The sequence below is a fragment of the Pseudomonas sp. F-14 TE3623 genome (genome assembly GCF_053629015.1).
The window spans coordinates 3,012,887-3,025,936 of the sequence record NZ_JBRJHM010000001.1 but is presented as its reverse complement, the minus strand read 5'-3'; the positions used below and the strand labels follow the sequence as shown (position 1 = coordinate 3,025,936).

The following is a 13,050-nucleotide window of genomic DNA, read 5'->3' as shown; positions in this document are numbered from 1 at the left end:
TGGTTGGCAGTGAGGCAATTCGGCGGAGACCTGCGGCGCCAGTTCCGGCCTCATCGCGGGCAAGCCCGCTCCCACAGGTTTTGTGTTGCTCCCATATTTTGCATACGACCCCAACCTTGTGGGAGCGGGCTTGCCCGCGATGACGGTATAGCTGACAACCGAGTACCCTCAGACTGTCGCGCATAAAAAAACCCGCACCTCTTTCAAGGCACGGGCTCTTTCATTACTTCAATCGATCAACGCTCAAGCAGAATCCGCAGCATGCGACGCAGCGGTTCGGCCGCGCCCCACAGCAGTTGGTCGCCGACGGTGAAGGCACCGACGAACTGCGAACCCATGTTCAGCTTGCGCAGACGGCCAACCGGCACGTTCAGGGTACCGGTAACCTTTGTAGGGCTCAGCTCCTGCATGCTGATTTCGCGGTTGTTCGGCACCAGCTTGACCCAAGGGTTGTGCTGACTGATCAGCCCTTCGATGTCGGCGATCGGCACGTCTTTGTTCAGCTTGATGGTCAGCGCCTGGCTGTGGCAACGCATGGCGCCGATGCGCACGCAGATACCGTCCACCGGGATCGGGCTCTTGAAGCGACCGAGGATCTTGTTGGTCTCGGCCTGGGCCTTCCACTCTTCGCGGCTCTGACCGTTCGGCAGTTCCTTGTCGATCCACGGGATCAGGCTGCCAGCCAGCGGTACGCCGAAGTTTTCGGTCGGGTACGCGTCGCTGCGCATGGCTTCGGCAACACGGCGATCGATGTCGAGGATGGCACTGGCCGGATCGGCCAGTTGATCGGCGACAGCGCCATGGGTCACACCCATTTGCTTGATCAATTCACGCATGTGCTGCGCGCCGCCACCGGAGGCCGCCTGATAGGTCATGGCGCTCATCCACTCGACCAAACCGGCCTCGAACAGGCCACCCAGGCCCATCAGCATCAGGCTGACGGTGCAGTTGCCGCCGATGTAGTTCTTGGTGCCCGCATCGAGTTGCTGATCGATGACCTTACGGTTCACCGGGTCCAGCACGATCACCGCGTCATCCTGCATGCGCAGGCTGGAAGCGGCGTCGATCCAGTAACCCTGCCAGCCGGCTTCGCGCAGTTTCGGGAAGACTTCGCTGGTGTAGTCGCCACCCTGGCAGGTCAGAATCACGTCGAGGGTTTTCAGCTCTTCAATGCTGTAAGCGTCCTTGAGCGGAGCAATGTCCTTGCCCACGGACGGGCCTTGGCCACCGACATTGGAAGTGGTGAAAAACACCGGCTCAATAAGATCGAAATCCTGCTCTTCCAGCATCCGCTGCATGAGCACGGAACCGACCATACCGCGCCAACCGATCAGACCTACACGTTTCATCGCAACTACACCTTCTTAAAAGTGGGCCGCTGCTTTCATGGTTGAAAGTTGCAGCGGGCCAAAGAGATTACAGATTCCGCAGCGCGGCGACTACTGCATCGCCCATTTCCTGCGTACCAACCTTGGTGCAACCGGCCGACCAGATGTCGCCCGTGCGCAGGCCCTGATCCAATACCAGGCTCACGGCCTTCTCGATGGCATCGGCCGCGTCCTGCAGATTGAAGCTGTAACGCAGCATCATCGACACCGACAGAATGGTCGCCAACGGGTTGGCAATGCCCTTGCCAGCGATGTCCGGCGCCGAACCATGGCACGGCTCGTACATGCCTTTGTTGTTGGCATCCAGCGACGCCGACGGCAGCATGCCGATGGAGCCGGTAAGCATCGACGCTTCGTCGGAAAGAATGTCGCCGAACAGGTTGTCGGTGACGATCACGTCGAATTGCTTGGGTGCACGCACCAGTTGCATGGCAGCGTTGTCAACGTACATGTGGCTCAGTTCGACGTCCGGGTAGTCCTTGGCCACTTGCTCGACGACTTCACGCCACAGTTGGCTGGACGCCAGCACGTTGGCCTTGTCCACCGAGCACAGCTTCTTGCCGCGTACGCGGGCCATGTCGAAACCGACACGGGCGATACGGCGGATTTCGGTTTCGCTGTACGGCAGGGTGTCGTAGGCCTGACGCTCGCCGTTTTCCAGTTCACGCACACCGCGTGGCGCGCCGAAGTAAATGCCGCCGGTCAGTTCACGGACGATCAGGATGTCCAGGCCAGCCACGATTTCTGCCTTCAGGCTGGAAGCTTCGGCCAGTTGCGGGTACAGGATCGCCGGACGCAGGTTGCCGAAAAGGCCCAGTTGCGCACGGATTTTCAGCAGACCGCGCTCAGGGCGGATATCACGTTCGATGGTGTCCCATTTCGGGCCGCCCACGGCGCCCAGCAATACCGCATCGGCAGCACGGGCACGGGCCAGGGTTTCGTCGGCCAGCGGCACGCCGTGCTTGTCGATGGCGGCGCCACCGATCACGTCATGACTCAGTTCGAAGCCCAGGCTGTACTTGTCGTTCGCCAGCTCCAGCACCTTGACCGCTTCGGCCATGATTTCCGGGCCAATACCGTCACCCGGGAGAATCAGAATCTGCTTGCTCATGCTTTCCTCATGTCATCAGTCGGCACGCCCGTGGGCGTACCCGGAAAAAGTCTTGGCGCTTATCGTTCAGCCATCAGCACCAGCACATCGGTACTGAACGAACCATCGGCCTCAATCTCAAAATATTCGCGAACTTCATTGCCCATCGATTGCTGCAGCTCGCGGATCGCCGCGCGCATCACTTGCGGCGTACGCATGCGCTCAACCCAGGAGGTGTATTCCAGACGCAGCCGTTGGCGCGTGGTGCTGCGGGTATGCAACCCCGCTTCGCTGACCTGACGCAACCACTCACCGGCAGAATAATCGCGCACATGGCTGGTGTCGCGCAGCACTTCGACGCTTTGCAGATAAGTGTCGAACAACGGGCTGCCCGGTGATAACACATCGACGAACGCCGCCACCCCGCCCGGCTTCAGCACCCGGCGAACTTCCCGCAGGGCCAGCCCGAGGTCGCTCCAATGGTGCGCCGAATAACGGCTGAAGACGAAATCGAACTCGCCGTCAGCGAACGGCAAGCGCTCGGCGGCACCCAGGACCGTGGACACGTTGTTCAAGCCGCGATCGACGGCAGCAGTGGCGACCACGTCGAGCATCTGCTGAGACAAATCGTAAGCCACCACTTCCTTGACCAGCGAAGCCACGTGAAAACTCACATGACCGGCGCCGCAACCGAGGTCGAGCACGCGAGCATCGCCCTGCCCCGCCAGTTCAGCCTGTAGCAGCGCGAATTCAGTGCCTTGAGCGTGGACGGCGCTGCTCAGGTAGGCCGAGGCCTGTTCACCGAATTGCTTTTGTACTACCTGACTGTGCTGGGCGGTGCTGGTCATAGTTATGTCCTGATATTTGTGTTGTCTGATCTGCCGCCTTCGCGAGCAAGCCCGCTCCCACATTTGAAATGCATTCCAATGTGGGAGCGGGCTTGCTCGCGAAGAGGCCGGCCCTACCTACATCAATTTCGGATCAATCACGCGTCGCGAAACAACCACGGCTGGCTCGCGCGGTGTTTGGCTTCAAACGTGGCAATCGCCTCGTGGTCCTGCAACGTCAGGCCAATATCGTCCAGACCATTGAGCAGGCAGTGTTTGCGGAAGGCATCGATTTCGAAATTCAACACTTTGCCATCCGGACGGGTCACGGTCTGGGCTTGCAGATCAACCTGCAACTGATAGCCCGGCGTCGCCTCAACCTGCTGGAACAGCTCATCGACTTCAGCGTCGCTCAGGATGATCGGCAGCAAGCCGTTCTTGAAGCTGTTGTTGAAGAAGATGTCGGCATAGCTCGGCGCAATGATGGTGCGGAAACCGTACTCTTCCAGCGCCCACGGCGCGTGTTCGCGGCTGGAGCCGCAACCGAAGTTCTCCCGGGCCAGCAACACGCTGGCGCCCTGATAACGTTCGGCGTTGAGGACGAAGTCCTTGTTCAACGGGCGCTTGGAGTTGTCCTGATACGGTTGCCCGACATCCAGGTAACGCCACTCATCGAACAGGTTCGGGCCGAAACCGGTGCGCTTGATCGACTTCAAGAACTGCTTCGGAATGATCTGGTCGGTATCGACGTTGGCACGATCCAAAGGCGCGACAAGACCAGTGTGCTGAGTGAAAGCTTTCATGCTGCGCTCCTTTAGATCAATTCACGGACGTCGACGAAACGGCCGTTTACCGCGGCGGCGGCGGCCATGGCCGGGCTGACGAGGTGCGTACGGCCACCGGCGCCCTGACGGCCTTCGAAGTTACGGTTGGAGGTCGACGCGCAATGCTCGCCCGACTCCAAACGGTCCGGGTTCATCGCCAGGCACATCGAGCAACCCGGCTCGCGCCATTCAAAACCGGCTTCGAGGAAAATCTTGTCCAGACCTTCGGATTCGGCCTGAGCCTTCACCAGCCCCGACCCCGGCACCACGATGGCCTGCTTGATGGTCGAAGCCACTTTGCGGCCCTTGGCGATCACGGCAGCGGCGCGCAGGTCTTCGATCCGCGAGTTGGTGCAGGAGCCAATGAATACGCGGTCCAGCTGGATGTCGGTGATCGCCTGGTTGGCGGTCAACCCCATGTATTTCAGGGCACGGACGATGGAGTCGCGCTTGACCAAGTCCATTTCCTTCGCAGGATCGGGAACGTTCTGATCGACAGCCAAGACCATCTCGGGCGAGGTACCCCAGCTGACTTGCGGTTTGATCTGAGTGGCATCGAGCTCGACGATGGTGTCGAACTTGGCATCCGCATCGGAAACCAGGTCTTTCCAGGCTTCGACAGCCAAATCCCATTCCGCGCCTTTCGGAGCAAATGGACGGCCCTTGACGTAAGCCACGGTTTTTTCGTCGGCGGCCACCAGGCCTACGCGAGCGCCAGCCTCGATCGCCATGTTGCAAATAGTCATGCGGCCTTCAACGGACAAGTCGCGAATCGCGCTACCGGCGAACTCGATGGCATGGCCGTTACCGCCGGCGGTGCCGATCTTGCCGATCACCGCAAGGACGATGTCCTTGGCGGTCACGCCGAACGGCAATTGGCCTTCGACCGATACCAGCATGTTCTTCATCTTTTTCGCGACCAGGCACTGAGTGGCGAGCACGTGCTCGACCTCGGAAGTGCCGATACCGTGAGCCAGGGCACCGAACGCGCCGTGGGTCGAGGTATGGGAGTCGCCGCAAACCACGGTCATGCCCGGCAAGGTGGCGCCCTGCTCCGGGCCGATGACGTGAACGATGCCTTGGCGGACATCATTCATCTTGAATTCGACGATGCCGTATTCGTCACAGTTATCGTCGAGGGTCTGAACCTGCAAACGCGAGACCTGGTCGACAATCGCTTCAATGCCGCCCTTGCGCTCCGGAGTCGTCGGAACGTTGTGGTCGGGGGTCGCGATGTTGGCATCGATGCGCCAAGGCTTGCGCCCGGCCAGACGCAGGCCTTCGAAGGCTTGCGGCGAGGTCACTTCGTGGATGATGTGACGATCGATATAGATCAGCGCCGAGCCATCGTCGCGCTGCTTGACCAAATGCGAATCCCAGAGCTTGTCGTAGAGCGTTTTGCCGGCCATCAGACGGTTTCCTCATCAGCTTGTTTCTATGCCCCGGATCTTGAAAATTTCAATAACCCCTTGGCTTGTGAGGTCGATCCTAGGGGGTTACATTAAATAACTCAAATTCATATTTTTCATGCTTTGCATAACCATCTGGAATACAACTGAGACATCATCATGGACCTCGCCAACCTCAATGCTTTTATCGCGATTGCCGAGACAGGAAGCTTCTCCGGCGCCGGCGAACGGCTACACCTGACGCAACCCGCCATCAGCAAGCGCATTGCCGGCCTGGAGCAGCAATTGAAGGTGCGGCTGTTCGATCGACTGGGCCGGGAAGTCAGCTTGACCGAAGCCGGTCGCGCCCTGCTGCCACGGGCCTATCAGATCCTCAATGTGCTGGATGACACCCGCCGCGCCCTGACCAACCTGACCGGCGAAGTCTCCGGTCGTCTGACATTGGCCACCAGTCATCACATAGGCCTGCACCGTTTGCCGCCCTTATTAAGGGAGTTCACTCGACGTTACCCACAAGTGGCGCTGGATATTCAGTTCCTCGATTCGGAAGTGGCTTACGAAGAAATCCTCCATGGCCGCGCCGAACTGGCGGTAATCACTCTTGCACCGGAGCCTCACGCCCTGGTCAAGGCCACGCCCGTGTGGGACGACCCGCTGGATTTCGTGGTCGCCCCGGAGCATTCGCTGATCGCTAACGGTCCGGTCAGCCTGGCGGATATTGCCCTGCACCCCGCGGTTTTCCCCGGCGGCAACACCTTTACCCACCACATCGTACAGCGCTTGTTCGAGGCCCAGGGCCTGACGCCGAACATCGCCATGAGTACGAATTACCTGGAAACCATAAAAATGATGGTCTCGATCGGCCTGGCCTGGAGCGTATTGCCACGCACCATGCTGGACGATCAAGTGGCGCGCATACCTTTGCCGGGCATACAGCTCACTCGCCAGCTAGGCTATATCCTGCACACCGAACGGACGCTGTCGAACGCGGCACGGGCCTTCATGGCTCTGCTGGATGCACAAATCGATCAGCCAGGGACTCGCGGCTAAGCTGTGCTTCTTCTTTTTGTGCTACGCCTATAGAGCCCCAAAACCCTGTGCCTAACGCCCAATTCAGCCCAAGGCCTGTTATCCATGCCCAAATCTGTTGAACGTATGCCGCCGATGCCGCGAATTCAGGCACTTGACCCCAAACGGTCCGAGCAGAGCTGGGAAAGCGCCCCACAGTTGCTGGCAGCCCTCAACGGCGCTCGGCTGGGCGCCTGGTATTGGGACATTGAGCGGGGGCAGATCAGTTGGTCTCGGGGTACTCAGGCGTTGTTCGGCTTCGATCCCCGGCAACCGTTGCCCGAGGACCTGGAATACCTCGACTTGCTGCCCCAGGAGGATCGGGCGAAAGCCATCCGCGCCTTCAATGCAGTGATCGCCGGCGCCCCGCTGGAACAGGCGATGCACCACCGCATCCGCTGGCCCGACGGCAGCCTGCATTGGCTGGAAATCAATGGCAGCCTGCTGCCGGACAAAAACGGTCGGCCGCGAATGATTGGGGTCATTCGTGAAATCACCCATCAGCGCCAACGCGAACAGGCGTTGAGTAGCTCGGAAAAACGCTTCGCCACGCTGTTTCACCTGTGCCCGAACATGGTCCTGCTGACCCGTCAGGAAGACGGCTTGATCAGCGAAGCCAACCAGTATTTCGAAAGCCTGTTCGGCTGGCCGGTGCAGGACGCCATCGGTCGAACCACGCTGGAGCTGGGCCTTTGGGTCAATCCCGAGCAACGTGTGCAACTGGTCAAGGCCACCAAGGCCAAAGGCGAGCTGATCAATATGGAGGTGCAGTTTCGCGCCAGCAATGGGCAGGTTCACGACGGCATTCTCAGCGCGCAAAAGGTCGAACTCGAAGGTCAGCCTTATCTGCTGAGCACGTTCCTTGACACCACCGAACGTAAAATCGCCGAGCACGCCCTCAAAGACAGCCAGGAACGCCTCGACCTGGCCCTGGATTCGGCGCAACTCGGCACTTGGGACTGGCACATTCCCAGTGGCATGCTTTACGGCTCGGCGCGGGCCGCCCAGCTGCATGGGCTAGAGCCCAAACCCTTCCATGAATCCTTCGATGCATTTTTCGAAGGCGTGCCCGGCGAAGAGCGCGACACCATGCGCGACGCTTACCGCAGCTTGCGCGAAGGCCCGGCCGGCAATTATCAACTGACGTACCGGGTGCAACTGCAGGACGGCAGTTCGCGCTACCTGGAAAGCCGCGCCAGACTTTATCGAGACGATCACGGCACCCCGTTTCGCATGGCCGGCACACTGCTGGACATCACAGATCAGGTGGAGCGCGAACAGCAACTGGTGGCGTCGGAAGAGAAATTCGCCACCTTGTTCCAGGTCAGCCCGGACCCGATCTGCGTCACGCGCCAGGACACCGGCCATTTCATCGAGATCAACTCCAGTTTCACCCAGACGTTCGGCTGGAGCACCGTCGACGTGATTGGCCGCAGCGCCGACGAAATCGGCCTGTGGGACGCTTCGGCGAAAAGCCTGCAAAGGATCGAGCGGGTCATCCGCGAACAGGGCCTGAACAATGTGGCGATTGTCGTCCAGCACAAGGACGGGCAGTCCCTGACCTGTGTGATATCGAGCCGGCAGATCAGCGTCGGCGACCAACCGTGCATCGTCACCACCCTGCGCGACATCACCCAGCAGCAACGCTCGGAAGCGGCGCTCAAGGCCAGCGAGGAGAAGTTCGCCAAGGCCTTCCACTCAAGCCCCGACGCCATCACCATTACCGAGCGCGACACCGGACGCTATCTGGAGGTTAACGATGGTTTCTGTCGACTGACTGGCTACCGCGCTGATGAAGTGATCGGCCGCACGGTGTATCAAGTCGGTATTTGGGCCGAAGAAAAACAACGCTCGGCGTTGTTGGCAGAACTACAGATCAAGGGCCGGGTTCACCATCAGGAGATGCTCGGGCGCAACAAACGCGGTGAGTTGCTGACCGTTGAAGTTTCGGTGGAGCCGATCACCCTCAACGAAACCGCCTGCCTGCTGCTGACCGCGCGGGACGTCAGCCTGCTGAAAAATGCCGAAGCGCAGATCCGTCACCTGGCCTACCACGACCCGCTGACCAACCTGCCCAACCGCGCACTGTTGATGGATCGACTAAGCCAGCAGATCGCCCTGCTCAAACGCCACAACCTGCGCGGCGCGCTGATGTTCCTCGATCTCGACCACTTCAAGCATATCAACGACTCCCTTGGTCACCCGGTGGGCGATACGGTACTGAAGATCATCACCGCGCGCCTTGAAGCCAGCGTGCGCATGGAGGACACCGTCGCGCGTCTGGGCGGTGACGAATTCGTGGTGTTGCTCAGCGGCCTGGAAGGTTCGCGCAGCGAGGTCAGCGCTCAGGTCCGGGAGTTGGCGGACACGTTGCGCGAACTGCTATCCGAACCGATGTTTCTCGACGGACAGCGCCTGCAAGTGACGCCGAGCATTGGTATCGCGCTGATCCCCGACCATGGCTCGACCCCGACCGACCTGCTCAAACGCGCCGATATCGCCCTTTACCGCGCCAAGGATTCGGGCCGCAACACCACGCAGATGTATCACAACACCATGCAGAAGGCCGCCAGCGAACGCCTGCGCATGGAAACCGACCTGCGCCTGGCCCTTTCCCGGGGTGAGTTCAGCGTGCAATACCAACCGCAAGTGGATGCCCGCAACAATCGCATTACCGGCGCCGAAGCCCTGGTACGCTGGCACCATCCGCAACTGGGTGCGCAATCGCCCACCGAGTTCATCAAGGTACTGGAAGACAGCGGGCTGATTCTGGAGGTTGGCACGTGGATCCTCGACGAAGCCTGCGCGGCCTTCAAACACCTGATCGCCAAAGGCCTGATCGACCCGCTCGATTTCAGCCTGTGCGTGAACATCAGCCCCCGGCAATTCCGTCAAAACGATTTCGTCGAACGCATCGAACACAGCCTTGGCAGCCATGGCCTGCCCTGCTCTCTGCTGAAACTGGAAATCACCGAAGGCATCGTCATCCAGAACCTGGACGACACCATCAGCAAAATGCGGCGCCTGAAAAAACTCGGCGTGAGCTTTGCCATGGACGATTTCGGTACCGGCTATTCCTCACTGACCTATCTCAAGCGCCTGCCGGTAGACACCCTGAAAATCGACCAGTCGTTCATCCGCGACGCCACCACCGACCCCAACGATGCCGAAATCATTCGCGCCATCGTCGCCATGGCCCGCAGCCTCGAGTTGGAAGTCATCGCCGAAGGGGTGGAAAACCTGGAACAACTGGCGTTTTTGCAGGGGCTGGGCTGCCATTTGTATCAGGGCTATTTGCACAGCCGGCCGCTGCGGGTGGAGGAGTTTCAGAAACTGCTCAAATGAGTGGGACACGGGCACAAAAAAGGGCGCCAGTGGATGGCGCCCTTTTTGTTACTTGGCTCAGTGCTGCAGAGCCGGTTTTTCCGTCCCGTTGATCGGGATGCGTTTGGCTTTCGCTTCTTCCGGAATCACGCGCAGCAAATCGATACTCAACAAACCGTTGCGCAGTTCGGCGGCCTTGATTTCAATATGGTCCGCCAGACGGAACGACAGTTTGAAGGCGCGCTGAGCGATGCCTTGGTACAGGTAAGTGACGTTTTCGTCCGCGTCACGCTTGCCGCCACTGATGGTCAGCACACCTTTCTCCACTTGCAGGTCCAGGTCTTCTTCCTGGAAACCGGCGGCCGCTACGACAATACGGTATTGATCATCACCATATTTTTCAACGTTGTAGGGTGGATAGGTGCTGCCTGGCTCATTGCGCAGGGCGGTTTCGAACAGGTCGTTGAAACGGTCGAAACCTACCGAGGAACGGAACAGTGGGGCCAGGGAAAATGCAGTACTCATGATTCAAATCTCCTGAACATAATCAGCAAGTTTTTTTGTCTCCGCGACCCGAATTCGGCATCGCGTAATCCTTAGATAAGGACCGCTGATTACTTTTCAAGAGATTATTTTAAGATTTTTTCAGGCCGCTTCAGAGACCTGCAGACCCAGTAAACGCGAGACATTATCCAGCTCGGTCTCACGACGCAGGACGGTGAACAGCTCTACCGCTTCAGGATAATTGCGGGTCAGCATCGCCAGCCACTGCTTCAAGCGACCCGGCGATTGACGCGGTGTCATCTGCGCTTTGGCTTGCAACCAGAAGTCCTGAATCAGCGGCAGCAGCTCGGCCCAAGTCATCTCGACGACGTCTTCACCGGCGCGGGCGGCGGCGATCTGCCGGGCCAGATCCGGGCGCGATACCAGACCACGACCGAGCATGATGTCTTCGACGCCGCTGATCTCGCGGCAACGACGCCAGTCCTCGACGCTCCAGATGTCGCCGTTGGCAAACACTGGCACCTTGACCACGTCCTGCACCCGAGGGATCCATTCCCAGTGAGCTGGCGGCTTGTAGCCATCGGTCTTGGTCCGCGCATGAACCACGATGTGCGCCGCGCCGCCTTCGGCCAAGGCCGTAGCGCAGACCAGCGCACCGTCCGGACTGTCAAAACCGAGGCGCATCTTGGCGGTTACCGGAATGTGCGCGGGTACGGCACGACGGACGTGTTCGACGATTTGGTTGAGCAGTTCAGGCTCTTTGAGCAGCACCGCGCCGCCACGGGATTTGTTGACGGTCTTGGCCGGGCAGCCGAAGTTCAGGTCGATGACTTCGGAACCCAACTCGCAGGCCAGTGCGGCGTTTTCCGCCAGGCACACCGGATCCGAGCCCAGCAGTTGCACCCGCAGCGGCACACCGGACGCGGTTCGGGCGCCAGTCAGCAGTTCCGGGCCGAACTTGTGGTAATAGGCAGGCGTGAGCAGTTGATCGTTGATCCGAATGAATTCGGTCACACACCAATCAATACCGCCCACACGGGTCAGCACGTCCCGCAGGATGTTGTCGACCAACCCCTCCATGGGCGCCAAAGCAATTTGCATGAAAAACACACTCAACGAAAAACGTGCGGCAGTTTACTGGATTGCGCGAGGAATCTGCAGAACATCGCAGATTCCTTGTGGGAGCGGGCTTGCTCGCGAAAGCGGTTTAACATTCAACAATTGTGCTGCCTGTCAGTCCGCTTTCGCGAACAAGCCCGCTCCCACATTAGATTTTCGCTGAATCCAACTCCTGCAACGCGGGGCCGTAGCCCTCGATAAATTCCGCCGGCATGCGCTTGGGCTTGCCGGTCGACAGTTCGATGCACACGAAAGTGGTCTGCGCCCGCAGCAACGTGGTGTTGTCGCTGGGGCGTTTCAACTGAAAGTGTCGGGTCATTTTCAGACGCTGATCCCAATCGACGATCCAGGTCGCCAACTGCAACTCGTCGCCCTCATAGGCTGCGGCCAGGTAATCGATCTCGTGCCGTACCACCGCCATCGCCCGATCCAGCCGTCGGTACTCGACCAGGTCCAGGCCCAGCCGTTGCGAGTGACGCCAGGCGCAGCGCTCGAGCCAGGTCACGTACACCGCGTTGTTCGCGTGGCCCAACCCGTCAATGTCCTCGGCGCCCACTTCCAGATCAATGATAAACGGCGTTGCCCGATCCCAGCCCATGCCCCACTCCCGGTCAGATTATTCGACCGGGGCAGTGTAACGGATGCTTAGGCCGATTGGCGCGATTGCAGGCTGCGACCGGTCAGCAGCGAGAGAACGCCGTCGATCACCCGCGGATCGGCTAGCACCCGCTGATGCCCACCCTCTTCCAGGCGCAACAGGCGACTGTCGAACCAGGCTTCGTGGATCAATTGGGATTCCTTGACTGGAACAAAGTTGTCGTCCTCGGCATGGACGATCAGTCCCGGCATGTCGAGCTGATAATGCGCAACATCCAACGCAGCGGCGCGCATGCCGACGTCTTTCTCGACCTGGCGAATAAACGCCGAACGCGCCTTGGGCGGCAGGCGCACATAACGGGCGAAACCGCGCAGCACCCCGATAATTCGCGCTGGAGCAGCGATCGAGACCAGGGTTTCGGTGCGCAAGCCCAACTGGACCGCGAGCATGGCACTGGCGCCGCCCATGGAGTGGCCGATGACCGCTTGCAGCGGTGGCAACTCAGCGGCCGCTTCGAGCATCGCCCGAGCGAACAACACCACATTGGCCTCGTTGCCAGGCGAGCGACCGTGAGCCGGGCCGTCCAGGGCAACCACGGTGTAACCGGCATCGACCAGCGCGGTGATCAGCGCGGCGAACTGTGTCGGCCGGCCTTCCCAGCCGTGCATCAACAACACCGCCGGCCCCTGCCCCCAGCGCAACACCGAGAGGCCGAAGCGCAAGGTGATCCGCTCGGATTTTGCCAGCAGTGGCAACTCCCAATCACGCGGAGGCAATTCCCGCGGGGTCATGAATGCCAGGCGCATCTTGCTCGCCACCAGCTTCGGCGCGAACCAGCCCAAGGTGCCATTAACGCCACGAACCCAGCTCAACGTGTTCATCGCTCATCTCCTCAGGCT

General features: G+C 60.0%; 11 protein-coding genes. 2 read left to right on the top strand and 9 right to left on the bottom strand.

What is annotated here, in order from left to right; all coding sequences use genetic code 11:
• Nucleotides 1-236 precede the first annotated feature (236 nt).
• The 5 genes from asd to leuC all read right to left on the bottom strand — a co-directional run bounded on the left by asd (nt 237) and on the right by leuC (nt 5,538).
• Nucleotides 237-1,349 carry an aspartate-semialdehyde dehydrogenase gene (gene asd / locus AB7M29_RS13945; protein WP_007935182.1) on the bottom strand — a complete coding sequence of 371 codons (1,113 nt, stop codon included), beginning with the start codon at nt 1,347-1,349 and terminating at the stop codon, nt 237-239.
• A 67-nt stretch (nt 1,350-1,416) separates the two neighbouring features.
• Nucleotides 1,417-2,499 carry a 3-isopropylmalate dehydrogenase gene (gene leuB / locus AB7M29_RS13940; protein ID WP_008007203.1) on the bottom strand — a complete coding sequence of 361 codons (1,083 nt, stop codon included), beginning with the start codon at nt 2,497-2,499 and terminating at the stop codon, nt 1,417-1,419.
• Between the two features lie 59 nt (nt 2,500-2,558).
• Nucleotides 2,559-3,326 carry a class I SAM-dependent methyltransferase gene (locus AB7M29_RS13935; protein WP_454247060.1) on the bottom strand — a complete coding sequence of 256 codons (768 nt, stop codon included), beginning with the start codon at nt 3,324-3,326 and terminating at the stop codon, nt 2,559-2,561.
• A 137-nt stretch (nt 3,327-3,463) separates the two neighbouring features.
• Nucleotides 3,464-4,108: a 3-isopropylmalate dehydratase small subunit gene (gene leuD, locus AB7M29_RS13930; RefSeq protein ID WP_052965521.1), complete on the bottom strand. Its 645-nt coding sequence runs from the start codon at nt 4,106-4,108 to the stop codon at nt 3,464-3,466.
• 11 nt (nt 4,109-4,119) lie between these two features.
• Complete coding sequence (gene leuC / locus AB7M29_RS13925; protein ID WP_217857939.1) at nt 4,120-5,538, bottom strand: 3-isopropylmalate dehydratase large subunit; 1,419 nt, start codon at nt 5,536-5,538, stop codon at nt 4,120-4,122.
• A 159-nt stretch (nt 5,539-5,697) separates the two neighbouring features.
• On the opposite strand from leuC, the gene AB7M29_RS13920 reads away from it, so the two are divergent.
• A complete protein-coding gene (locus AB7M29_RS13920; protein ID WP_007905966.1) occupies nt 5,698-6,588 on the top strand; it encodes a LysR family transcriptional regulator in 891 nt (296 codons plus the stop codon).
• 84 nt (nt 6,589-6,672) lie between these two features.
• Nucleotides 6,673-9,951: a PAS domain S-box protein gene (locus AB7M29_RS13915; RefSeq protein WP_454247059.1), complete on the top strand. Its 3,279-nt coding sequence runs from the start codon at nt 6,673-6,675 to the stop codon at nt 9,949-9,951.
• A gap of 57 nt (nt 9,952-10,008) precedes the next feature.
• Here AB7M29_RS13915 and AB7M29_RS13910 read toward each other — a convergent pair whose 3' ends face one another.
• The 4 genes from AB7M29_RS13910 to AB7M29_RS13895 all read right to left on the bottom strand — a co-directional run bounded on the left by AB7M29_RS13910 (nt 10,009) and on the right by AB7M29_RS13895 (nt 13,032).
• Entirely contained in the window at nt 10,009-10,455 is a 447-nt protein-coding gene (locus tag AB7M29_RS13910; RefSeq protein ID WP_038980071.1) for an Hsp20 family protein, read from the bottom strand.
• A 120-nt stretch (nt 10,456-10,575) separates the two neighbouring features.
• Nucleotides 10,576-11,535 (bottom strand): tRNA dihydrouridine synthase, encoded by a 960-nt coding sequence (locus tag AB7M29_RS13905; RefSeq protein ID WP_038980070.1) that lies wholly within the window; start codon nt 11,533-11,535, stop codon nt 10,576-10,578.
• A gap of 166 nt (nt 11,536-11,701) precedes the next feature.
• Nucleotides 11,702-12,151, bottom strand: a complete 450-nt coding sequence (locus AB7M29_RS13900) for an acyl-CoA thioesterase (protein ID WP_030132386.1) — start codon at nt 12,149-12,151, stop codon at nt 11,702-11,704.
• Between the two features lie 47 nt (nt 12,152-12,198).
• Complete coding sequence (locus tag AB7M29_RS13895) at nt 12,199-13,032, bottom strand: alpha/beta fold hydrolase (RefSeq protein ID WP_454247058.1); 834 nt, start codon at nt 13,030-13,032, stop codon at nt 12,199-12,201.
• Nucleotides 13,033-13,050 lie beyond the last annotated feature (18 nt).

What these genes read in the sequence shown, in the direction of transcription:
- AB7M29_RS13935 (WP_454247060.1), bottom strand. Translation starts at nt 3,326, where the DNA reads ATGACCAGCACCGCCCAGCACAGTCAGGTAGTACAAAAGCAATTCGGT.
- AB7M29_RS13900 (WP_030132386.1), bottom strand. Translation starts at nt 12,151, where the DNA reads ATGGGCTGGGATCGGGCAACGCCGTTTATCATTGATCTGGAAGTGGGC.
- leuD (WP_052965521.1), bottom strand. Translation starts at nt 4,108, where the DNA reads ATGAAAGCTTTCACTCAGCACACTGGTCTTGTCGCGCCTTTGGATCGT.
- leuC (WP_217857939.1), bottom strand. Translation starts at nt 5,538, where the DNA reads ATGGCCGGCAAAACGCTCTACGACAAGCTCTGGGATTCGCATTTGGTC.
- AB7M29_RS13915 (WP_454247059.1), top strand. Translation starts at nt 6,673, where the DNA reads ATGCCCAAATCTGTTGAACGTATGCCGCCGATGCCGCGAATTCAGGCA.
- AB7M29_RS13895 (WP_454247058.1), bottom strand. Translation starts at nt 13,032, where the DNA reads ATGAACACGTTGAGCTGGGTTCGTGGCGTTAATGGCACCTTGGGCTGG.
- leuB (WP_008007203.1), bottom strand. Translation starts at nt 2,499, where the DNA reads ATGAGCAAGCAGATTCTGATTCTCCCGGGTGACGGTATTGGCCCGGAA.
- AB7M29_RS13910 (WP_038980071.1), bottom strand. Translation starts at nt 10,455, where the DNA reads ATGAGTACTGCATTTTCCCTGGCCCCACTGTTCCGTTCCTCGGTAGGT.
- AB7M29_RS13920 (WP_007905966.1), top strand. Translation starts at nt 5,698, where the DNA reads ATGGACCTCGCCAACCTCAATGCTTTTATCGCGATTGCCGAGACAGGA.
- AB7M29_RS13905 (WP_038980070.1), bottom strand. Translation starts at nt 11,535, where the DNA reads ATGCAAATTGCTTTGGCGCCCATGGAGGGGTTGGTCGACAACATCCTG.
- asd (WP_007935182.1), bottom strand. Translation starts at nt 1,349, where the DNA reads ATGAAACGTGTAGGTCTGATCGGTTGGCGCGGTATGGTCGGTTCCGTG.